Origin of the sequence: Metallibacterium scheffleri, assembly GCF_002077135.1 — a bacterium.
GTDB classification, from domain to species: domain Bacteria; phylum Pseudomonadota; class Gammaproteobacteria; order Xanthomonadales; family Rhodanobacteraceae; genus Metallibacterium; species Metallibacterium scheffleri.
Genome location: NZ_LDOS01000001.1, coordinates 175,144 through 197,011, shown reverse-complemented (window position 1 = coordinate 197,011; position 21,868 = coordinate 175,144). Strand labels below are relative to the sequence as shown.

The 21,868-nt window shown below is 64.6% G+C and carries 20 protein-coding genes and 1 pseudogene; 8 read left to right on the top strand and 13 right to left on the bottom strand.

Going from position 1 to position 21,868, the window contains the following annotated elements; genetic code table 11:
• Nucleotides 1-137 precede the first annotated feature (137 nt).
• The 3 genes from Mschef_RS00860 to Mschef_RS00850 are packed head-to-tail and all read right to left on the bottom strand — an operon-like array spanning nt 138 to nt 3,284.
• Nucleotides 138-1,388, bottom strand: coding sequence for a heme biosynthesis protein HemY (locus tag Mschef_RS00860; protein ID WP_081125975.1), 1,251 nt, complete (start codon nt 1,386-1,388; stop codon nt 138-140).
• Nucleotides 1,385-2,428 (bottom strand): uroporphyrinogen-III C-methyltransferase, encoded by a 1,044-nt coding sequence (locus tag Mschef_RS00855; protein ID WP_081125974.1) that lies wholly within the window; start codon nt 2,426-2,428, stop codon nt 1,385-1,387. Before Mschef_RS00855 ends, Mschef_RS00860 begins: the two co-directional genes overlap by 4 nt.
• A 34-nt stretch (nt 2,429-2,462) precedes the next feature.
• The gene (locus Mschef_RS00850) at nt 2,463-3,284 is read right to left on the bottom strand and encodes a uroporphyrinogen-III synthase (protein ID WP_081125973.1); all 822 of its coding nucleotides are present in this window, start codon (nt 3,282-3,284) and stop codon (nt 2,463-2,465) included.
• A gap of 241 nt (nt 3,285-3,525) precedes the next feature.
• Between Mschef_RS00850 and Mschef_RS00845 the strand changes: the two genes are divergently transcribed.
• Both Mschef_RS00845 and Mschef_RS00840 read left to right on the top strand, forming a co-directional pair.
• Nucleotides 3,526-4,023 carry a YiiD C-terminal domain-containing protein gene (locus Mschef_RS00845; RefSeq protein ID WP_081125972.1) on the top strand — a complete coding sequence of 166 codons (498 nt, stop codon included), beginning with the start codon at nt 3,526-3,528 and terminating at the stop codon, nt 4,021-4,023.
• 8 nt (nt 4,024-4,031) lie between these two features.
• The gene (locus Mschef_RS00840; protein ID WP_081125971.1) at nt 4,032-4,445 is read left to right on the top strand and encodes a hypothetical protein; all 414 of its coding nucleotides are present in this window, start codon (nt 4,032-4,034) and stop codon (nt 4,443-4,445) included.
• A 46-nt stretch (nt 4,446-4,491) separates the two neighbouring features.
• Here the strand turns inward: Mschef_RS00840 and Mschef_RS00835 are convergent, their stop codons facing one another.
• The 7 genes from Mschef_RS00835 to Mschef_RS00805 are packed head-to-tail and all read right to left on the bottom strand — an operon-like array spanning nt 4,492 to nt 11,965.
• Nucleotides 4,492-5,001, bottom strand: a complete 510-nt coding sequence (locus Mschef_RS00835) for an NADH-quinone oxidoreductase subunit B family protein (protein ID WP_081125970.1) — start codon at nt 4,999-5,001, stop codon at nt 4,492-4,494.
• A gap of 6 nt (nt 5,002-5,007) precedes the next feature.
• Complete coding sequence (locus tag Mschef_RS00830; protein WP_197686703.1) at nt 5,008-6,594, bottom strand: hydrogenase large subunit; 1,587 nt, start codon at nt 6,592-6,594, stop codon at nt 5,008-5,010.
• Nucleotides 6,591-8,066 carry a hydrogenase 4 subunit F gene (locus Mschef_RS00825; RefSeq protein ID WP_081125969.1) on the bottom strand — a complete coding sequence of 492 codons (1,476 nt, stop codon included), beginning with the start codon at nt 8,064-8,066 and terminating at the stop codon, nt 6,591-6,593. Before Mschef_RS00825 ends, Mschef_RS00830 begins: the two co-directional genes overlap by 4 nt.
• Entirely contained in the window at nt 8,063-8,767 is a 705-nt protein-coding gene (locus tag Mschef_RS00820) for a formate hydrogenlyase (RefSeq protein ID WP_081125968.1), read from the bottom strand. Before Mschef_RS00820 ends, Mschef_RS00825 begins: the two co-directional genes overlap by 4 nt.
• Nucleotides 8,764-9,720: a respiratory chain complex I subunit 1 family protein gene (locus Mschef_RS00815; protein WP_081125967.1), complete on the bottom strand. Its 957-nt coding sequence runs from the start codon at nt 9,718-9,720 to the stop codon at nt 8,764-8,766. The genes Mschef_RS00820 and Mschef_RS00815 overlap by 4 nt, the downstream gene beginning before the upstream one ends.
• On the bottom strand, nt 9,705-11,696 hold the full coding sequence (gene hyfB / locus Mschef_RS00810; protein WP_136256545.1) for a hydrogenase 4 subunit B: 1,992 nt from the start codon (nt 11,694-11,696) through the stop codon (nt 9,705-9,707). The genes Mschef_RS00815 and hyfB overlap by 16 nt, the downstream gene beginning before the upstream one ends.
• Nucleotides 11,693-11,965, bottom strand: coding sequence for a helix-turn-helix domain-containing protein (locus Mschef_RS00805; RefSeq protein WP_081125966.1), 273 nt, complete (start codon nt 11,963-11,965; stop codon nt 11,693-11,695). Before Mschef_RS00805 ends, hyfB begins: the two co-directional genes overlap by 4 nt.
• A gap of 12 nt (nt 11,966-11,977) precedes the next feature.
• On the opposite strand from Mschef_RS00805, the gene Mschef_RS00800 reads away from it, so the two are divergent.
• The 3 genes from Mschef_RS00800 to Mschef_RS17015 all read left to right on the top strand — a co-directional run bounded on the left by Mschef_RS00800 (nt 11,978) and on the right by Mschef_RS17015 (nt 14,931).
• Nucleotides 11,978-13,444 carry an RHS repeat domain-containing protein gene (locus Mschef_RS00800; protein WP_081125965.1) on the top strand — a complete coding sequence of 489 codons (1,467 nt, stop codon included), beginning with the start codon at nt 11,978-11,980 and terminating at the stop codon, nt 13,442-13,444.
• The gene (locus Mschef_RS17020; RefSeq protein WP_136256544.1) at nt 13,441-13,986 is read left to right on the top strand and encodes a hypothetical protein; all 546 of its coding nucleotides are present in this window, start codon (nt 13,441-13,443) and stop codon (nt 13,984-13,986) included. Before Mschef_RS00800 ends, Mschef_RS17020 begins: the two co-directional genes overlap by 4 nt.
• Before the next feature lie 486 nt (nt 13,987-14,472).
• A complete protein-coding gene (locus tag Mschef_RS17015; RefSeq protein ID WP_136256543.1) occupies nt 14,473-14,931 on the top strand; it encodes a hypothetical protein in 459 nt (152 codons plus the stop codon).
• Between the two features lie 132 nt (nt 14,932-15,063).
• Here Mschef_RS17015 and Mschef_RS17010 read toward each other — a convergent pair.
• Nucleotides 15,064-15,180, bottom strand: a pseudogene (locus Mschef_RS17010) (IS1595 family transposase); the annotation flags it as partial.
• A 197-nt stretch (nt 15,181-15,377) separates the two neighbouring features.
• Here Mschef_RS17010 and Mschef_RS00790 point away from each other — a divergent pair.
• From Mschef_RS00790 to Mschef_RS00780, 3 genes are all read left to right on the top strand, one after another.
• Nucleotides 15,378-15,602, top strand: a complete 225-nt coding sequence (locus Mschef_RS00790; RefSeq protein WP_197686702.1) for a hypothetical protein — start codon at nt 15,378-15,380, stop codon at nt 15,600-15,602.
• Nucleotides 15,587-15,844, top strand: a complete 258-nt coding sequence (locus tag Mschef_RS00785) for a type II toxin-antitoxin system RelE/ParE family toxin (RefSeq protein ID WP_081125963.1) — start codon at nt 15,587-15,589, stop codon at nt 15,842-15,844. The genes Mschef_RS00790 and Mschef_RS00785 overlap by 16 nt, the downstream gene beginning before the upstream one ends.
• 245 nt (nt 15,845-16,089) lie before the next feature.
• Nucleotides 16,090-17,100 carry an IS30 family transposase gene (locus Mschef_RS00780; protein ID WP_081125962.1) on the top strand — a complete coding sequence of 337 codons (1,011 nt, stop codon included), beginning with the start codon at nt 16,090-16,092 and terminating at the stop codon, nt 17,098-17,100.
• A 368-nt stretch (nt 17,101-17,468) separates the two neighbouring features.
• Here Mschef_RS00780 and Mschef_RS00775 read toward each other — a convergent pair whose 3' ends face one another.
• Nucleotides 17,469-19,097, bottom strand: coding sequence for an LVIVD repeat-containing protein (locus Mschef_RS00775; RefSeq protein ID WP_136256633.1), 1,629 nt, complete (start codon nt 19,095-19,097; stop codon nt 17,469-17,471).
• Between the two features lie 304 nt (nt 19,098-19,401).
• Nucleotides 19,402-21,834 carry a TonB-dependent receptor plug domain-containing protein gene (locus Mschef_RS00770; protein WP_081125960.1) on the bottom strand — a complete coding sequence of 811 codons (2,433 nt, stop codon included), beginning with the start codon at nt 21,832-21,834 and terminating at the stop codon, nt 19,402-19,404.
• Between the last annotated feature and the right edge of the window lie 34 nt (nt 21,835-21,868).

Here is a 21,868-nt window from a genome sequence, read left to right as displayed (position 1 = left end):
CTGCGCACGGCGAACCCGTGATCTGGAATGTTGCCCGAGGGTTTGGACTCGCGCACCGCGCACAAGTTTCGTATGGCGCAGGTCCAGGCAAACAGGTTTTGCGCATCCAGCGCCACGCGCGCGGCGCAAGTCGCGGCTTATTCCGGCAGCCGAGGCAGCCCCTGTTCGTCGCGCTGCTCGACCGCGATCGGGCGCGTGTTCATGCGCCCCGGGGTGCTCAGCGGTTGGCTGGCTTCACCCTGGCTCAGGCGCAGCGCATTGAGCAGCGCGTGGCAGGCATCGGCATGCTCACCGAGGGCTTGCAGTGCCATCCCCAGCAGTTCCCAGCCGCGTGCGCTCGGCGCCAGGCCCAGCGCGCGCTGCAGCGCTTCGCGCGCGGCACCGGGGCGACGCAGGCCGAGTTGCAGCTGGCCGATGGCGGTCAGCAGCGCGGCATCATTGGGATGCGCCTCCAGCCAGTGCTCGGCGCGCTGCAAACGCACCGGCAGGGTGTCGGGCTCGCCCAGCTCGGCCCAGGCGTCCAGCAATTGCGGATCCCAGTGCCGCGCCAGCGCGGTTTCGATTTCGTCCATGGCCGCCAGTCCGGCGCCGAACTGCGCGGCGCGGCGCGCGTAGGCAGCCACCACGCCGGGTGGGCGCCGCTGCGCGCGCGACAAGTCGGCCCACAGCGCGTTGATGGCACCGGCGCCATGGGTCTCGGCAATGGATTGCGCCAGTACGCGTGCTTCCAGTTCGGCGTAGGCATTGGCGCTCAACGCGGCGCTGGCGCGCAATGGCTCCAGCGCGCTGCGCGCGCGGTCGGTGCGGCCGGCGGCCAGTGCGGCTTCGGCCAGTTCCACCCAGCCGGCTGGCGGCAACTGCTGGCTTTCGGCAGCGGGGACCAGCAGGGCCAGGGCTTCCTCGGCGCGGCCTTCGCGGCGCAGTACGCGCGCGCGCAGCACGCGCGCGGCACGTGGCGCCTGCTGGCTGGCTTCGTCCAGGGCTTCCAGTGCGCGCGTGGCCTCGCCGCGTCGATAGGCGGCCTCGGCTTCGGCCAGCAGCGCCGGTGCGCGTAGTGGCCCGAAGCGCGCGGCGCGGGTCAGCGCACGCTGCGCCTCGCCGTGGCGCCCCTCGATCAGCGCAATGAGCCCCTCGGAAAAACGCTTGCGGCTCATGCGCCGGTGGCGTCGCGACATGGCGCCGAACGGCCAGCGCAGCAGGCGCCAGGCCAGGCCCAGCACGATCCACAGCAACAGGATCAGCAGCGCCAGCGCGACCACGGTGCTTTCGAGTTGCCAGCCATGGAAGCGCAACAGCACATAGCCCGGATCGCTGGCCAGTGCATGCCAGCCCAGGCCGGCAACCAGAGCGACCAGCAGCAGCCACAGTGCCCAGCGCCACAGCGTCATCTGCGCGCACCCTTGGCAGGCGCGACCGGCACCGGCGCGCGCAGGGTTTCCAGCGCGCGCAGGCGGCGCAGCTCGGTGAGCGTGGCGGCGAGTTGCGGCAGCGGCGCAGCGGGCAATGGCTTCAGCGCTTCGATTTGCGCGCTGAAGTTCTGCGTGGCGATGGCGCGCGCATCGAAGCGCGATTGCAGCAAGGCGCGCGCGTCGGCCAGCGCGGACTGATACGTGCTGCCGTCCCAGGCCAGCAAGGCAGCCTGCGCCTGCGCCAGATCCAGTGCCAGCATCTCGTGCAGCAGGTTGCTGCCGGCGCCGGACAGCGGCGCCTGGTCGATGCGGCGGATGCGCACCAGGCCCGCCAGGGCGTGACCGATCCGCGCCAGCACCCCGGCTTGCCGCGCAGCGGGCTGCGCGCCGGGCGCCAGCGGCAAGGCCCACACCTGCGCACGCAGCTGGCCCAGCACGTCGAGCTGGGCCGCGCGCGCGATCGGCTGCAGGTTCTCCAGCGCCGTGATCACGCCAGCAACATCGGCACGCAACGGCGCATAGACCGGCGCGTTGACGCCGCTCAGCGCCTGCGCGGCCAGGCGCGCTGCATCCAGCGCACCGCCGGCGTCGTGGAACAGGCTGTAGCGCTCCTGCGCCATGCGCAGCAAGAACTCGGCCTCATCCAGGCGCAGCGCCTGGGTGCCGCCGTTGCGACTCTCGCCCAACGCGGCCACGGCGTCTTCCAGCGTGCGCGTGCGCTCGCGCAGGCCGAGCAACTCTTCGCGCAAGGCGCGGTTCACCGCGGCGGCGTCGTCCAGGCGCTGGCTGAGTCCCGCACGCTCCTGCTGCAGGTTGCCCAGCGCATCCTGCAGTGTGTCGATGCGTTCGTTCTGGCTGCGGCTCAGGCTCAGCGCCTGCCGTGCCGCGTGATCGGTCTGCCGCAGTTGCCACAGTGCCGCGCCCAGCAGCAGTACGACCAGCAGCGGCAGCCACCACCACAGCCGGCGCCAGCGGCTGCGCGGGGGCTCGGGGTGCGCGGGGATATAAGTCTCGTCCATGGTGGAATGCTAGCAGCCTGTCGGGCGCAACCAGTCAGGTTCTCGTGCCGTGACCCAGCGCGCGTTGCGCGTGGATGGCCCCGGCGGCCGCGAGCAAGTCGGCGGACAGCGCCGAGCGGGCTTGATGTACCTGCGCGAAACCCGCGGCGCGCGCCTGCGCCGCCACGCGCGCGCCGCTGGCGATGACGCTGGCGGTCAGCAGCCGTGCACGCGCTGCGGCTGGCAGCGAGCGCATGAGATGCGCCAATGCCTCGCTGCTGGACAGCAGCACGTACAGCGGCGCGCGCGTGCGCCGCAGTGGCTCCAGGTGACGCCGGTCCAGACGCGCGGGCAGGCGCTGATACACCTCGGCGCGCAGCACGCGCGCACCGCGCGCGGCCAGTGCCTGCGGCAACAGCTCGCGTCCACCTGGGGCGCCGACCAGGCCCACGCGCGTCAACGGCGCTTGCAACGCCGGCAACGCCAGCAGGCCCTCGCTGTCGGCGCGCGCGGGGAATTCCACATCGGTCAGACCGTGACGTCGCAGCGTGCGCGCACTGGCCGCGCCCACGGCGAGCACGCGTGTGCGGCGGCCGGGCGCGAGTGCATCGAGCCGCGCCGCGGCGCGCACCGCGGCGGGCGAAACGAAGATGCACAGTGGCGCGCGCAATGCCGCGTGCAGCGCGGCGCGCGCGGCGCTGGCATCCGCAGCCGGCGCCAGCCGTGAACCCGGCAGCAGCAGTGCGCGTCCACCCAGTGCGCGCACGCGCTGCGCCTCATGCCGCGCGCTGCCGGCGGCGCGCGTCAGTACCAGCGTGGCGCCGCGCAAGGACGCATGCGCCGGCGTCGCGACGACATCGGAAACCGAGACCTTCATGCGCAGCGATGCTAGCAGTCCGGCGGACTTTGCCCGACCGGGCTGCGAATCCGTCGGTGTGGTCCGCATTTCCGCCGCTGCTTGGCCCATGGAACCAGCATGCGCCGGCGCAGCGTCGAAAAGCGGTCCGCGCCAGCCGCATGCTCGCCTCGACCAGCAAAGCCCGACAGGCTGCTGGCGCAGGCTCCGCGTGCCGGCTGCGGCTTGTGGCTCTGGCGCGGGCCGGTCACACTCGCCGTCCATGAATACCCGATTGCACGATTCCGCCAACCTCGTCAGCGCCGATGGCGCGCTGGCACGCCTGGTCGCGCGCATGCGCGCCGAGATTCCGCTGGCCGCCGCCATGGACTTGCAGCCGGGTGTGCACGCCCACGGCATGCTCAGCCTGCGCGCGCCGCTGGCGCCCAACATCAACGACAAGGGCTGTGCCTTCGGCGGCAGCCTGGCGTCGTTGCTGACGCTGGCGGGCTGGGCGCTGGTCGAGCTGGAACTGGAGGCACGCGGGCTGCACTGCGAGGTGTTCGTGCAGGACTCCACGCTGCGCTACGTGGCGCCGGTGTGGGGCGAGCTGCACGCCGTTGCGCATCTGGACGATGGCGAGCACTGGGATGATTTCTTCGCCGCGCTGACCGCGCGCGGCAAGGCGCGATTGCAGATCCGCGCCAGCGCCGAAAGCGCGGGTGAACCGGCCACGCTGCTGCAGGCGCGCTACGTCGCGCGTCTGCCGCGCTCGACCTGAGGATCGCCATGCGCCTGCGCCCGCTGCTCGTGCTCGCCCTGGTCGCCGTGCTGCTGGCTGGTTGCGCCACCGATCGCCGCGCCGACGCGTTGCAGAAAACCCTCGACGACTACTCCACGGCGCTGCGCTGGGACAGCATCGTCGCCGGCGCAACATTCATCGAGCCCAAGTTGCGCCGCGAGCATCCGCTGAGCAAGTTCGAGATTGCGCGCTACGCGCAATTGCGCGTCGCCAGCTACGAGGTGCAGGGTACGCTGCCGGGTACGCCCGACACCTATCGGCAAGTCGTGCGAATCGGGCTGATCAACCGCAATACGCAGACCGTGCGCGACATCACCGACAAGCAGACCTGGCGCTGGGATGCCAAGGACAAGCAGTGGTGGCTGGTGTCCGGCCTGCCGGATGTGACCCAGGGCGATTGAGCGATTGCCTTGCGCCCACGCGCGCAGCGGATGCGCTGAACCGTCCTCAGCGCGTGCGTCCCAGCGCCGCCAGCAGGCCGCGCAACAACACCACGGGCGTGGGCGGGCAACCCGGAATGCGCACATCCACGGGCAGCACGTTTTCCACCGCGCCCAGACTGGCGTAGGAGCAGCCGAATTCACCGCCATCACAGGCGCAGTTGCCGGCGGCGATCAGCAGATGCGGCTCGGCCATGGCCTGCCAGGCATCCAGCAGCGCCGCCTGCATGTGGCGGGTCACCACGCCAGTGACCAGCAGCGCGTCGGCGTGGCGCGGCGAGGCCACGAAATGGATGCCGAAGCGTTCGAGGTCGTAGTACGGATTGCCCAGCGCCTGCACTTCCAGCTCGCAGCCGTTGCAGGAGCCGGCATCGATGTGGCGGATCGCCAGGCTGCCGGCGAAGCGCGCATCCAGCGTGCGCCGCACCGCGATGCCCAGTGCCTCGAGCGATGCCGAGGCGTCGAGCGGCTCGGTCAGGTTGCCGGTGCGGGCGATGCGGTTGAGGATGCGCAGCATGGGCGTTTACAGATCGTGGCCGGCGTAACTGCCGTTGATGGATTTATTGCATACCGGAAAGTCCGGGATGATGTTGCCCGGCAACAGGCGCTCCAGCGCCGGCCAGTTCAACACGCCGGGATCGCGTGGCGCATAGCAACTCACGCGACCCAGCGCATCCAGGCGCACATACGCCACGGTTTCACCGCGCCAGCCTTCGACCAGGCCAAGACCCGTGCCGCCACCCGCGGGGGCAGCCCAGGTCAGCATGGTCGCGCCGGCGGGCAGATCGGCAAGCAGCGCATCGAGCAGGTCGAGCGCGATGCCGATTTCATCCAGACGCACGCGCAGGCGTGCGACGACATCGCCCTGCGTGTACACCGGCACGCGCACGCCAAGCCGGTCATACGGCGCATAGGGCGCATCGCGGCGCACATCCAGATCCTGCCCCGAGGCGCGCGCCACGTAGCCGAGACAGCCGAGCGCGCGCGCGTCGCCGGCGCCGAGTACGCCGGTGCCAACCAGGCGGTCGTCCAGCGAGGGGTGATCGAGCACGATGTTGATCAGCGGCCGCAACACCGCGCGCAATGCGTCGTGATCGGCGCGCAGGCTGGCGATCGCCGCGGCATCCACGTCCACGCGCACGCCGCCCGGCGTCAGTACATCGAACAGCAGGCGATGCCCGAACAACTCGGCGCTACGTCGCTGCCAGCGCTCGCGCAATGCGCCGAACTGCACGTGCGCGAAACTGAAACCGACGTCGTTGGCGATGCCGGCGGCATCGCCGAGATGATTGGCCACGCGCTCGCGCTCGGCCAGCACCGCGCGCAGCGCCAGCGCACGCGCGGGCGGCGTGACACCCGCCGCGTGTTCCAGCGCCATCGCCGCCGCCCAGGCGTGCGCCACCGCGCTGTCGCCGCTGACACGCGCGGCCAGGCGCAGCAGCCCGGCCGCGTCACGCCCGCAGGCGATGCTCTGCACGCCGCGGTGGACATAGCCGAGGCGCAATTCCAGCTGCAATGCCTGCTCGCCGACGGTGGCGAAACGGAAATGCCCTGGTTCGATGGTGCCGGCATGGATCGGACCGACGGCGACCTCGTGCACGGCGCCGCCGGCCACGCGCGTGAACGGGTACGTGGTATCGGCCGGGGTGCGCGCGGGCGGTTGCGTCGGCGCAGCCAGCGGGAATTCGTGCTCGCCCCAGGCTTGATGGCGCAACCAGCGGCGCGGGTCGGGATGGCCGACGAAGTCCACGCCCAGCAGGTCGTGCCAGCCACGCTCGCTGCGCGCGGCGCCGGCGAAGTGTGGCGTCAGGCTGGGCAGGGCCGGGTTCGGGCTGTCGAGTTCGGCATGCAGCAGCAGGTAGTCGCCGCCATCGGCGAACAAGGCCAGCCCCTGCCATGGCCGCACACCGTGGTCGATCCACAGCGCGGAGAAACGCGCGCCGAATGTCGCCAGCGCCGCCGCGGCGCTGGCCCAATCACGGGCCTGCAACTGCAGCGTGCGCCCCGGCAGCAGCGCCTCGGCATGCGCCACCTGTGGCGGCGCAACGCGGCCCGGCAGCGCGGCGCGCAGGCGCGCGAGCAGGGTCACGTCGGTCAGTGCAGTGCTCACAGCAGCGGCCTGCCCGAGATCAATTGCGTGGCCTGATCCAGCCAGTGCGCCAGCACGCCCGGAATGGCGATGCCGAGGATCAGCACCATGGCCAGTTGCAGGATCACCGGCAGCATGTTGGCGCGCACCGGGTACTGGCCCACCGGCGCGGCGCCGAACACCATCGGTTGCACCGCGCGGAACAGGCCGGCAAGGGCCACCAGCAGGCCCAGCACCAGCAGCGGCGTCAGCCACGGCCACGCCTGCATCGTCGCCACCAGCAGCAGGAACTCGCTGGTGAAGATGCCGAAGGGCGGAAAGCCGGCGATGGCGACCACGCCCAGCAACAGGCTCCAGCCCACCGCCGGCTGCGTGCGGATCAAGCCACGGATACGCTCGATGCGCTGGGTGCGGGCGATGTGCGTGGCGTGGCCGACGCTGATGAAGATCGAGCTCTTGGTCAGCGAGTGCACCAGCATGTGCAGCAGCGCGGCGAACGTGGCCAGCGGGCCGCCCACGCCGAAGCCGAAGGTCATCAGGCCCATGTGTTCGATCGACGAATAGCTGAAGAGTCGCTTGATGTCGCGGCGCCTGTGCAACGAAATCGCGCCGACCAGAAACGTCAGCAGACCGAAGCCCATCAGCAGATGCCCGGCCAACTGCGGCGAGTCGCTGTGCAGCAGCGCGGCGTCGGTGAGCATCTTCATGCGCACCACCGCGTACAGCGCCACGTTCAGCAGCAGGCCGGACAGCACCGCCGACATCGGCGTGGGGCCTTCCGAATGCGCGTCCGGCAGCCAACTGTGCAGCGGCACCAGGCCCACCTTGGTGCCATAGCCCACCAGCAGGAACACGAAGGCCACCACCATCACGCGCGGCTCCAGATGCGGTGCGATGGCGTACAGCGTGCTCCAGCTCAAGCCATTGGCGCCTGGGGGCAGCGCGTGCTGCGCGGCGAAATACAGTGCCACAGTGCCAAACAGCGCCTGCGCGATGCCGACGCCGCAGAGGATGAAATACTTCCACGCCGCCTCGATCGCCGCGGGCGTGCGGTACAGCGACACCAGCAGCACCGTGGTCAGCGTGGCGCCCTCGACCGCCACCCACAGGATGCCGAGGTTGTCGGTGGTCAGCGCCAGCAGCATGGTGAACAAAAAGCCCTGATACATGCTGTGGTACAGGCGCATGCCGTTGCGGCTGACGCGCTTTTCCTCGCTGTGCACGTAGTACATGTACGGGCGCGAGAAGATCGCCGTGGTCAGGCCGACGAACGCGGTCAGCACCGCCAGATAGACATTGAAGGCATCGACGCGAAACGAGTCTCCCGCCAGGCTGCCGTGCAGCAACACCTCGATCGCCAGCCCCAGCGCGCCGACCAGACTGAGCGCGCACAGCGCGAGGTTGAGCCAGCCGGCCACGCTCACGCGCGGCAGCAAGGGCAGCAGCAGCGCGCCGGCCAGCGGGGTGAACACGGTCAGCAGCAGCCAGATCATCGTGGCGACTCCGTGTCGTCGTCCTGCTCGACACTGGAGGCGAGCTGGCTGAGGCGGTCGATATCCAGGGTGTCGATGCTGTCCTTGATCTGCAGAAAGAACACGCCGAACAGCACCATCGCCACCAGCACGTCGAAGGCCACGCCCAGCTCCACCACCAGCGGCATGCCATGGGTGCTGGCCACCGCGGCCAGGAACAGGCCGTTCTCGATGGCCATGAAGCCCAGCACCTGCGCCAGCGCCTGCCGGCGCACCACCATGGTCAGCATGCCCAGCAGCACGATGGCCAGACTGATGGCGATGACGTTGCGCGTGGCCGAGTGCTCGAATTGCGCCACCGGCGCGGCCACCCAGTCGGCGAACACCACGATCGCCGCGCCCGCCAGCAAGGTCAGCGCGGGGTAGGGCAGCGGGTCGGCCTGGCGTTCCAGCGCCAGGCGTCGCACCAGGCGGTGCAGCATCCATGGAATCAGCAGCACCTTGAGCACGAAGGTGATCGCCGCCGAGATGTACAGATTCACATCGCCGCTGGCGGCGCCGGTCAGTGCCGCGACCGCGGCGACCAGCGCGCCCTGCCAGGCGAACACGTGGATCGCCGACAGCAGCCGCGATTGCGCCAGCAGCGCGAAGGCGCTGAACAAGGCCATCGCCGCCAGCACCAGCACGGCCTGATCCAGCAGCGGCAGCGCCGCGAGACTCACAGCGCCGATTCCAGAATCACGTGCGCGAACAGTCCCAGCAATGCCAGCAGGAACGCCATGGCCAGGAAGCCCGGCACGCGGAACAGGCGCATCTTGGCCAGCACTGTTTCGCTGACCGCGAGCAGCGCGCCCAGCGCCGCGAGCTTCAGCGCCAGCGCGGCGAGCGCGCCCAGCAGGGTCAGCGGGGTCAGGCGCGTCGCCAGCCCCCATGGCAGGAACAGGTCCACGGTCAGCACCGCGAACAGCGCCAGCTTGAGCTGCGCCGCCCACTCCATCAGCGCCAGATGGCGGCCGCTGTATTCCAGCAGCATGCCCTCGTGGATCATGGTCAGTTCCAGATGCGTGCTGGGGTTGTCCACCGGAATGCGCCCGCATTCGGCCACGCCCACCAGCAGCAGCGCCGCCAGCGCGAACATGTACGAAGGCCGCAGCACGCTGTCGCCGGCCAGCGTGCTGGCGGCCATGCTGGCCAGGTTGGTGGTGTGCGTGGTCATCGCCAGGGTGAACACCACCAGCAGCAGCGCGGGTTCGGCGAAGGTCGTCACCAGCATCTCGCGCGAGGCGCCCATGCCGCCGAACGGCGTGCCGGCATCCAGCCCGGCCAGCGTCAGCATGATGCGCGCCAGGCCCAGCAGGCCGATCAGCGCGATCGCATCGGCGACGCGCGCGCCCGGCAGCAGCGTGCTCAGCACCGGCAGCGCCGCCGCCGCCAGCAAGGTGGCGGCGAACACCACGTACGGCGCGATGCGAAACAGCGGCGAGGCCGTGCGCGCCACCACGGCTTCCTTGCCCAGCAGCTTGCGCAGTTCGCGATACGGGGTCAGCAGGGGCGCGCCGCGGCGATTCTGCAGGCGCGCCTTGACGCGGCGTATCCACGCCACCAGCAGCGGCGCCGCCGCCAGCAGCAGCAGCGGCTGCAACAGCGCGGCAGTCAAGGTCAGGACACGATCCACAACAACACCAGCAGAGTAATGAGTGACCAGGCCAGATAACGCCGCACGTGCCCGGCCTGCATGCGCCGGGCGAGGTCGGCGACGCGATCGGTCAGCGTGCCCAGCGGCAGGTACAGCTGGCGCCAGGCGCGATCACCGACGGCCTGTTCGTAACGCCCCGGCGTGACTTGCTCGTGCAACGCATACAGCGGCGCGAACACGCGGCGCTGCGGCTGTGCAAAGCCCGCCGCGCTGTATTGCATGCGCGGTGTCGGCGGCGCGAAGCCGCAATCCCATGGCACGGCGCGGCGTATCGCCGCGCGCCGCCGCGGGCGCAGCAGCGCCACGCCCAGTGCGCCGACGACCAGCAGGACCGCAAGGATCGGCAGGGGCGCGTAACTGGCCACGCTCGGGCTGATCGGCGTCAGCCACAGCCAGCCGTCGCCGCTGACCGCGGCGCCGGTCAACTGCGTCGCGGCACGTGCCAGCAGGCCCAGTACCGGGCCCGGCAGCAGCGCGGCGATGGCGATGCCCAGGACCAGCAGCGCCTGTCCGGCCAGCATGCCGCGGCCGACCTCGTGCGCGTGCCGTGCCTGACGCGAACGGGCGCGGCCGAGAAAGGCCGTGCCGAAGGCGCGCACGAACACGGCGGCACCCAGCGCCGCGGTCAATGCCAGCGCCGCCGCCGCCAGCGGCACCAGGATGCGCAGCAGGCTGTCGTGCAATTGCCACGCCTGCAACGCCGCCTGGAACGTCAGCCACTCGGAGACGAAACCGTTCAACGGCGGTACCGCCGCCATGCCCAGGCAGCCGATCAGGAAAAACCAGCCGGTGCGCGGCATGCGCCGCAGCAAGCCGCCGAGGTGCTCGAGGCTGCGTTCGTGCGCACCGTGCAGCACCGCGCCAGCGCCGAGAAACAGCAAACCCTTGAGCAGCGCGTGATTGAGCGCCTGGTACAGCGCGGCCACCAGCGCCAGCGCGGCCAGCGCCGGATGTCTGGCGACCTGGAAGATCTGCGCCAGCCCCAGCGCCAGAAAGATGATGCCGAGGTTCTCGATGGATGAATACGCCAGCAGGCGCTTCAGATCGGTCTGCTGCAATGCGAACAGCACGCCCATCACCGCGGTGGCGCCGCCGACCAGCACCAAGGTCACGCCGAATCCCCACTGCGGCGGGCCGAGCAGATCGAACACCACGCGCAGGAAGCCGTACAGCGCCACCTTCAGCATCACCGCCGACATCAGCGCGGAAATGTGCGAGGGCGCGGCCGGATGCGCCTCGGGCAGCCACACGTGCAGTGGCGCCAGACCGGCCTTGGTGCCAAAACCCAGCAACGCCAGCGCGAAAGCCACCGCGGCCCAGAACGCATCGGGATGCATGCTGCGCATCACCGCGAAGGAAAAACTGCCGCTGGCCGCGGCCAGCACGCCAAAGGCCAGCAGGATCGCCAGCCCGGCCACGTGTGCCATCAGCAGATACAAAAACGCGGCATGGCGGTGCTCGGCCTGCTCGTGCTGGAACGCCACCAGGAAATACGAGGCCAGCGACATCAGCTCCCAGGCCACCATGAACAGGAAGGCATCCGCCGCCAGCAGCACGCCGAGCATGCCGAGCACGAACAGCGCGGTGAACACGCCCAGCGCGGCCAGAGAATCGCGCCCGTTGCGGAACTCGCGCGCGTAACCGGGGCCATAAACCGCTACCGCCAGCAGGACCGCGCCGAGGATCAGCAGAAACACACCGGTCAGGGGGTCTACATTGACTTCCCACGGCAGCCACGGCAGGCCCAGCGGCAGCACGGCCTGATGCGCGCCGCCGAACCACAGCGCATCGATGCCGGACGCGAGCGCCGCCAGCGCACACACGCCGAGCAGCGGAAAACTCAGCCACGACAGCACCCGCGGCCAGCGTGACGCGGCCAGACTGACCGCCGCCGAAGCCAGCGCCGCCAGCACGGCGACGCCGGCCAGTGGCAGCACGAGTGCGTCGAGCATCATGGCAGGCCCGGTTCCGATGGCGCTGCCGGCGATTTCAGGCGCACGCCGCGTCCGCCGCTGCTGATCTGGCCCTCGCCGATCAACTCGATGCCGCCGCGCTCCAGCGCATCGATCAGCTTCATCAGCGAATCCACGGTGCCGCGCACGGTGCCATCGCTGGCTTCCATGCGCTGGATGGTGGGCACCGACAAACCGCACAGCTCGGCCAACTGACGCTGGTCAAGGCCGAGTAGCGCACGCGCGGCGCGTAGTTGCGGTGCGGTGATCACGCATCAACTCTAATGCTCAAGACAACAAAGATGATATTTGAAACATTATTGTTGCCGCAACTTCCAGCATCAGCTGTCGGCGGTTATGCCTATGACGCGGCTGGGCGTCGCATTACCATGACTGCGGGATCGCAAGCGACCGTCAGTTATACCTATGACGCAGCCAACCGCTTGACCAACATCACACAAGGCAGCGAGGAAGTCGGCTTCAGCTATGACGCTGCCAACCGCCGCATCGAGCTGACGCTGCCCAATGGCGTGACCACGACCTACGGCTACGATGCGGCCAGTGACCTCACCGGCCTGAACTATGCCGACGCCAACGGCAGCGTGCTGGGGAACATCGCTTACACCTACAACACGGCCGGCCAGCGCAGCGGCGAAAGCGGCAGCCTGGCTTCCAATGTGCTGCCACCCGCCACAACGACGCCAGCGACGGTCGACCTCAATGACCGCCTGACCAGTTGGAACGGGCAGACATATACGTACGATGCAGATGGCAACCTGACTGGCAACGGCACCGACACCTATGCGTGGAACGCGCGCAACCAACTCGCCGCGGTCAAGCAGGGCGGCACGACGATTGCCAGCTTCAGCTACGATCCCCTGGGTCGGCGCGTCGATACGGACTTCAACGGCAACGCGGCGAGTTACCTTTACGATGGCTTGAACGCGGTGCAGGAGACGCATGGCAGCACGGCGACGTCGATCCTGACCGGACTGGCGGTCGATGAGCGCTTTGCGCGCACTGATCTCAGCGGACGCACGGATTTCCTGAGCGATGCGCTGAACAGCACCATGGCTCTGACCAACAACGCGGGGGCGATCGTGGAGCAGTACAGCTATGACCCATATGGCGCCACCACTGCCAGCATGAGCGGTTTCGACAACCCGTACCAGTACACCGGGCGCGAGAACGACGGTGATGGCCTGTACTACTACCGGGCGCGCTACTACGCGCCAGCGATGGGGCGATTCATCAGCGAGGATCCGCTCGGATTTGGAGGCGGCGGCGAAAATTTTTATGGGTATGTTTTGCAGGATCCGATCAACGGGATCGATCCATATGGGACATTCGCATTGCCATTGCTGCCGCAAGGGTTTGTGGACTTCACGGCAGGATTCGGTGATTCGTTAGTGTCAGCGTTAACATTTGGCTACGGTGATCTTGCAGCGACGCGCCAGATTCTCGGTATTGACGGTGCGAATGAATGCAGCGCTTTCTATCACAGCGGTGCTGCTGCGGGCGCGGCATATGGCATTGGGTTAGATGCAGCTGCAGCTGCATACGCGCCAGTAGCGATTGCGTCATATTCAGCAGCAAGCGGCCGAGCGGCTCTGCTCGCCGCTGCCTTATATACTGGAGAAGGCGGTGGCGACTTGGCGAGCCTTATAGCTGCACAAGATCAAGCTAACGCACTGGGCTTGATTGTTCAGTACGATGTAGTGACCACACCTTTATGGTTTGGCCCAAAATGACTACGCCTAGCCAAGCTGATAATCTTCAGTCTGCTATTGAAAAATTTGAGCAGCATGAATACCCGCGTGCTATAGAGCTGCTGGAACCACTCGTCAAGCTTGGGAGCGTGAAAGCAAAGAGTTATCTTGCGGAAATCTATTGGCATGTAGAAGATTACAAAGATTTAAAGCGGGCTGCGCAGCTGCAAAAAGAGCTAAACGAGATATACGATTCAAGCTCTAGAGCCTACGAGATAGGCGTCTTTAGGGAGACACTTATGCTACTCGAAACTTCCGATTATGCGGATAATACCAGACTAAACTCACTATTTATGAGTCTCAAGGATTCTCGTTATGATCGAAATTTGCTTCTTGCAGCAAGCATAGCCAAGAGCGACCGAATCAAAACACTAAAGCGCGAAAGACCGCTGGCTTTGTATTTAAAGGCATTCAAATATGCAACATCTTTCAGTCAAAAGCGTAGAATTCTTGGCCTGATCTTGATTGAGTTCTTCATGCCATCGAAGAAATCTATTATAGTTGTTCCACGTCCAGGGCAATGATACTCGTCATGATTTGGAAGCTGATTAAAATTATCGTTATGGCAGTTGCGACGCTGGTTTTTGGATCGGTGCTTTACCTTCAACTTTCTAATGCCAATTTTAATATCCGCTGTGTGTCCGGAGATTATAATTACGGATGCAATGTGTTAGACCTGAATGTTGTACTTGTGACTATCATTGGGTACGTTTTGTGTATAATTTTCATTATGCGATGGAAACCGAAATGAGCATGCATGCTGATTTCCCACTATAATCCGAACGAGGTGCAAATGAGTTCCAGTTATCCTGGAATTCCGGCTGTAAACGTTCAGAACATAGTTAATGGCTATAATGCTACAAAAGCCGGTGTGCTGTGTATAAAAGCGCAGTAGTAGCGGAACAGTCCCCGTACAGCTCGGGTTGTGGGTATAGCGTATCTTGCCAATCACGCTCGATGAAGGTGTTGTGGATAGTCCAACCAGACGAGCACATGAGGAGAGAGTTAACTTGATTCTCAAAATCACGACGCTGTTGCTCAATCATAGACGCATCTTTACATGCCTGCTTGTCGTGATAGCTGGGATTTCCTCGGCCGGGTGCGCGAAGGAGGCGGATTTGGTTGTTTGGAGAGAAAAAGTGGCATCGCCGAATGGATCATGGATAGCCAGCGCAGAAACTGTACAAAATGGTGGTTTCGGTTCTGGCTATGTCGAAACAAGTGTTTATTTGAAAAGAAAAAATGACCGACAGTCTCTGTATTCTATTTTGGGCTTTTCCACAAATGGGCCAGTGCCCCATCCATACGTATTGGATAACACCGTAAACGCTGGTGGAACGATAGACCTCGAGATGCGATGGCTGGGTCCGCTGCATCTGCTTGTTACCTACAGCGGAAACCCGCGCATAAATCTCGAGACCGTAAAGCTACAAGACGTCACTATTACGATAAAACACCTGCAAAAATAGGCGGGGTGTGCGGTGTGCGGTGTGCGGTGTGCGGTGTGCGGTGTGCGGTGTGCGCGCAGCGGCTTACGCCACCGTCTGGATCGTTGACGCCCGCCATGCGCGGGCATGTTTGTTCCTGATTCGCCCTGATCCTCAGTCATGAAAATTGCTCGCCATGCGCAGAACCGGCTCGGGATGAGGCTTGCACAGCATCATCGCCCGCGCCAGTCGCGGCAGCATCGCACGCAGATCAAATCGGCGGTTGAAACGGGGGCGAGGAACGGGGTCAGGTTCACTTACTGCGGCGCGCGCGGTGTGCGGGGCGGATGCCAGGACGCCACGCATCCGGCGACAGGGCGCATGACGAAACCAACGGCAGCGGTGGCCGCACCCACGGGCCGACGACATGACGATGTGCTCGATGCCGAGAGCGCCGAAGGGGATGACTGAGACGAGGATCGCGTAACATGATGGCGACCGCCCTGGAGTCCGCCATGAGTCTGCCTGTGACCTCGAAACAGGAAGTCGCGCAGTTGCTGGCGCAGTTGCCGGATGACGCCACGCTGGAAGACATCCAGTACCACGTGTACGTGCTGGAAAAAATCCGGCGCGGGCGGGCAGACATTGCCGCGGGGCGCGGCCATACCCACGAGCAGGCGCGTGAGCGATTGGCGCGGTGGTTGCCGCGCTGATCTGGTCGAGCGAATCGCTCGACGACATTGACGCGATTGCCCAGTTCATCAGTCGCGACTCGCCGCATCACGCGCAACGCGTGGTGGAAGGGTTGTTCGAGCTTGGCGACGTGCAAGTGCGCGAGCGCTTCCTCTACAGCTACCGCCTGATCTACGAAGCGCGTCCCGACCGCATCGCGGTGTTGGCGGTGCTGCATGGTCGGCGCTTGCTGGAATCGATCGGCGAGCGGTTTGAGGGCTGAGTGTTGAATGGCATCCATGCAGCATAGACGTCTAGATGGAATGATCGCGGTCCAGCGCGACAAGTCTGGGTGAACCGAGCCGGCACACGTGATGCAAGCGTGTTCCGACTGGCTTGTCGCATTTATAGCCACAAAATCAGCGGCGATGATGCATAAACTTGTCATCAGCACACGCTTGGGCGTTTAACCCGGCGGCCTCAAACTCCAGGTGCAACACCCAAGCGGGAGTAGCTTAGGCTGTTGCGATGCGAACCTACAACGAACTGAGTTTGGATGAGCGCGTGGAGATGCAGCGACGTCTGGAAGCCGGTGACAGTCTGCGTGCGATTGCCCGCTCGCTGGGCCGTGCCGCGAGCACGATCAGCCGCGAGCGCCGGCGTGCGCCGAGTGGGGTGACCTATCTCGCGCAGGCGGCGCAAGGGCGAGCGGGCCTCTGCCGACGCAAACCGCGGGTGCCGCGCAAGCTCGACGATCCAGCGCTGCGAGAAGTGGTCCATGAGCTTCTGTTTGCGCGCTGGTCGCCGCAGCAGATCGCCGGGATACTGGCGCGGGCCTTCCCCGATCGGGCGGACTACCGGGTGTCGCACGAGACCATCTATGGCGCGATCTACGTGACCCCGCGGGGCGACTTGCGCAAGCAGCTGATTGCCTGCCTGCGGCAGGGCCGCAGCACCCGCAAGCCGCGCAGCCGCGGTCAGGATCGACGTGGCCAGATCCCGAACATGCAGAGCATCCATGTGCGCCCGCCCGAGGTCGAAGACCGGTTGGTCCCGGGCCACTGGGAGGGTGATCTGATCAAGGGCACCGGCAATCGCTCTTCGGTCGGCACGCTGGTCGAGCGCAGCAGTGGCTTCGTGGTCCTGGCCAAGATGAGCAGCGCCACCGCCGCAGACGCGCTGGTGAGCTTCAGCCAAGCCCTGCAGCGCATCCCGGCCGCCCTGCGCAAGACGCTGACCTACGATCAGGGCAAGGAGATGAGCTATCACGATGCGTTGACCTTGCGAACCGGTGTGGCGGTCTACTTCGCCGACCCGCACAGCCCCTGGCAGCGCGGCAGCAACGAAAACACCAACGGCCTGTTGCGTCAGTACCTGCCCAAGGGCACGGACCTGTCGGTGTACAGCCAAGACGAGCTCAACCAGATCGCGTTGAGCCTCAACACCCGACCTCGGCAACGGCATGGATTCCACACGCCGCTGCAGGTCTACAACGAACATCTACGACTCGCCGAGGCCACGCTCGGCACCATGCACTGATTCTGTTGCACCGGGACCTTGAAACCGCCCCCTGTCCAGAATTTCGCAGAAATGACATGGGCGCCAGAGGAACGCATGTAACATCAATGCGTTATATCTTTGGCAAGGTTAAGCCTCGCCGACATCAGCCCCGTGCCCTCGCGAGATGTTCGCGAAAGTTGTGGACATGGATCAGGCATGCGGGATTGCCATCGAGCCAACGGGCATGCGTCGTTGCCCTTCAGGATTGTTGCCATGATCGCAGCAGCGCCGGACCGCGCGAGCAGCGCCAACGTATGACCAACAACACGGTCAGCCACCCCTGTGATCTTGCCAACGATCCGCCGGACAGCGATCCCGCGCAAAACCCTGAAGATCCGGCGCCGCACTCAATCCTGGTAGTCCTCGTTCCCGGGGGTTGGCACGGGTTTCAATTTCGCGATTTCGGCCTGGTTCTCGAACTTCAAGACGTAGAAGCCACCATGGCTGGAGGTGATCCAAAGGTAAAGTTGGCCATGCCGCCAGACAAAGCGGCTGTGCGCCTTCGACCATGCAAAGTTGATGGGTGGAGTAACGCCCTGGAAGGTGTTCAACAGCGAGCCCGGATCGATCTCGGTCGGCAGCGGTGGTGCCGGGCCGACAAAATAGGCGATCTCGCGCGGCTGTTCCGGATTGCGAATGTCGAACACGCGCACGCCCGCCTGATGGCCGGAGCAGGCCAGCAGGGTCGCGTCGCGCGGATTGTCGAAGGTGCAGTCGTGCATGCTGTAGCCGTAACCGCCCATCGTGGCGGTGATGTCGTGTTCGGTCAGCGGGCAATTCTTCGGGCTGTCCACGCCGATCATGAGTTGTGCCACGAGCCTGGGTTTGGCGAGGTTGCTGATGTCGATGAGCCTCTCGAACCCGAACGGCGGCAGCCCCGCTCGGCAGGCAGCGATTGCACCCTTGGGATAACTGCAGCCGCCGGATCCGCACTCGTCACCGACGCCCACATAGGGCGTTCCGTGGATGAACGCCAGGTCGGGCTCGATGGCGATGTTGCCGTTCACCCAGTAAAGCGAGCTGATCGCCTTGATGACCGGATGCGGACGGCGCTCCTGCACCTCGCTCACGTCATAGATGACGAGCCCGTTGCCCGAGCGGTAGACACCCGGGCGGACCAGGTGACCGACCACGCCGCAGAACAACAGCGTATCGGGCGGATGGCCGTCGACCGTGAACTGATTGAGCGAGATTCGGTGGCAGATCTGGCCGGCGCCGGCGCCACCCGCCTGGCCGCCTGGAAAATCCCAGTCCAGGAGCTCTTTAGGATGTCTCGGGTCGGTGACGTCGATGGCGTAGAGACGACGTTTGTTGTACGACGTGATCCAGTAAGTCTTGCCGTCGTACGCGAAGTTGCCGCCATGCGCCATCAACTTCGGGTCCGGCAACTGGACACTGGACAGCAGCCGCGGGTGCGCGCAATTGGAGAGGTCGTAGAAGGAGACGGCGGGTTGCGGCCCGGCGCCCATCCAGCTTTCGGCGCTGGCCAGCAACGCCCGCCGCGAGTTGACCGCCCCGTCTTCCCAGTCGTAAAGCGAGGCCGGATCGTCCAGGTGGGTGACATACCGTGGCGCGTGCGGGTTCGACACATCCAGCACCTGGATACCAGGATGCCGCAGCGGTGGAACGCCTTTTTGCCCCGCTTCATAGCCCTCGGTGGTGACGTAGGCGCAATGGCCGTACCACATCAACTGGTGACCAGCACCCTGTCCGGCGTATTCGCCGACGATGGCAAGATTGCAGTTGTAGGGATGCGTCGAAGCACCGCTGGCACGCTCGGCAGTCGTGAGCTGACCATCGACCCCCGACTCGGTCCGATCCCCCGGCTGACAAACCGGTGCGGGTACGGGGCCCAGGAAGGGCGTCTGCGCCTGCGCCGTCACGGGCGTGGCCACAAGCGCCCACATCCCTGCCACCCATATCCCTGCAACGAGCGACAGTCCGAGCCGCCGGCCGATTCGATATTGATCAGACATGGTGTGCCTCGCAGGTTTTCGAGATGTCATTTGCACAGGCGGTAAAGCCTCTGCATGCAGCAACCCCGAGCGATGCGCGGCTCGGGATCATTCAAGACCGGGCGTCCAGCCCCTGATTCAATGCAACCGCCGCACGCAGACAGACGCGGCAAAGGCGCGCTGCTGCGTGAGCAACAGGCACTGGCATCGAGCATTTTGCTCCCTGCCAAAACCGGATCGGTATATCCGCGGTACCAGCGCGCAGCGAACAATGCCCGCTGCGCTTGTATGCTGAAACGGTCGGCAACTGTTCTCAACCTCCGTCTTACCAGTGATAAGCCGCACGCACGTAATAATATGCGCCGCTGAAGCCGAATGGAGCGTACTCCGAGTAAGGCAGAATGATGTTGTAAGGCCCGCCGGAAGCAGGTGCCGCGGTTGGATATTGGTTGGTTAAATTATCCCCGCCAATCGTGAAATCCCAACGATTCCAGGTATATCCAACTGAAGCATCAAGCGTGTATTTCGCCGCATTGACGATATCGCCTGCAGGCGTGCTTCCAAAGTTGATGAAAGAACCCCAGCGCGTCACTTGACCATGCACCAGCCAATTGCCGTAAGTCCAGTCGCCAGCAAGGAAAACTTTGTCTTTTGGCGTGCCGTCGGTGATGATCCCCTGCGTGGGGCGGTCGATGACTGGCAGCGTCAAACCTGCCAGACCCAGCTGCGGGGGATTGGGCTCAATGTACGTGATAATCGTCTTGTTGTAATTTCCGCCACCGGTCAATTTAAGCGTTCCGGCACTCCCGAGGTCGATCGGATAGGTTCCGATCAAGTCGACGCCGCGCGTGCGCGTATTGACGCCATTGGTGAAGAATTGGCCGCCGCTGACTTGCGGAATGCCAACTGACGTGAGATACGCGGCGACGTTCGTGCCGATTAGATTGCCGCTGAGAATGATCCGGTTGTCAATGGTTATCTGGTAGAAATCGAGCGTCGCATAGAGTCCGTTGTGCGGAGTGAAGACCAATCCTGCACTGTAATTGTGCGACTGCTCCGGTTTCAGAGGCTGCGCGCCCAGCGCGATGGCTGCCGGATTATCGACAGGAAATGTTCTGATTGTATATGGTAGATCGCTCACGCCATTGTTGATGAATTGGATTCCGGTACTCGAGTAATATTCCTGCTGCAACGAAGGCGCACGAAAGCCGGTGGAGACCGTGGCGCGTGCGGCGATCGTGTTATTGAATGCGTAACGTCCCGAGAACTTCCAGACATTCGAATTGCCGAAATCACTGTAGTGTGAATGACGCGCCGCGAATTCGGTGGAAAAATTTTCTGTCCAGTCTTCTTCCAGATCCAGATAGGCCGCCTGATTGTGGCGCATGTAGTTCCCTGCATCGCCAGGCCGGAAACCGGGAAACACCTGGGCTCCGGCGCCGGCATATGACGCCGGGTCACCCTGCTTGATTGCGAACTTGTCTTGCCCGTATTCCAGGCCCCATGCGACAACGAGCGGATTTTCCAAGGATTCAATATTGACATACTTGGTGAAATCAGCATTCAGGTAGTTCTGCTGCGTTGTCAGTGTGCCGATGTAAAACGAGGTTGGTGATGCAGCTCCGAGCGAGTAGTTGAACGTATCGGCAGTATTCAGTTTCCAGTGGTTGCTGCCTGCATCAGCGCTGATATCATAATGCCATCCGTTGAGCACTTTGCCACGTATCCCGGCGACCAGCGACGAATCGAGCACCGAGGTATTTTCAACTGGCAGATAGCCGTCCGGGTAGACGGCCAGAGCGGCAGGCTGGCTGGTCTTGTAGGATGACAATGATCTGAAAAATCCCTGGGCACTGACATTGCGCTTGTTGAAGATTCCGAAGGCATAGAATTGCACATGCGGGGCAAAGTCATATTGCATGTTGAAGGCAGCGCTTTTCTGACTGAGCAAGGGCAGCCCATAATGAAAAGTGACTTGTCCATAAGTCGGATCGCCCGGGTAACGATAGTCCGGACCTGCACTGTTGGTGGGGTCCTGATGCTCTGCGTCAAAGCTTAGATGCACCCATCCTTTCTTGCCGAGTGCAAAACCACCATCGGCGCCACCTCTCACGGTTCTGCCGTCTTCCCCGTCATGATGACTGTACACGCCAACGGTGGAATAGACGGAGCCACTCTGGCTGCCGCCCTTGAGGATGATGTTGATTACCCCGGCAATCGCCGACGAGCCATACTGCGCCGCAGCGCCGTCGCGCAGCACCTCGATGCTGGCGACTGCATTGATCGGAATTGCATTGATATCTACAGGGGATGCACCACGCCCCTCGGACCCGTCAACATTCAGACTGGCCGATGTGTGCTGCAGTTTGCCATTGATCAGTACCAGCGTTTCGTCGGGTGACAGACCGCGCAACTGAGCCGGCTGGATGGCATCCGTGGCGTCGGTGACGGATGGTTGCGGAAAATTGAATGAGGGGAGCAGGGTGCGCAGAGCTCCGGCAAGGCTTGTCGCACCTGTCGAGGTCAGATCTTTGGGTGTCAGGACGTCAATCGGCGACATCGAATCGGCTTCAGTCCGATCAAATGCACGCGTGCCGGTCACGACAATCGTCTGCAACTGTTTTGCCTTGGATGGATTGGCCGTCGCAGCAGTGGGTGTCGAAGACGTATTCTGTGCATGGGCGCCGGATGCCGCAAGAATGGTAAGCAGCGCCAGCGCCAGTGGGTTGCGGTGCAGAGGGGCTTTTTGACGTGTCATTTTATTTCTCTCGCAGTGAATGGGGTCGACATCG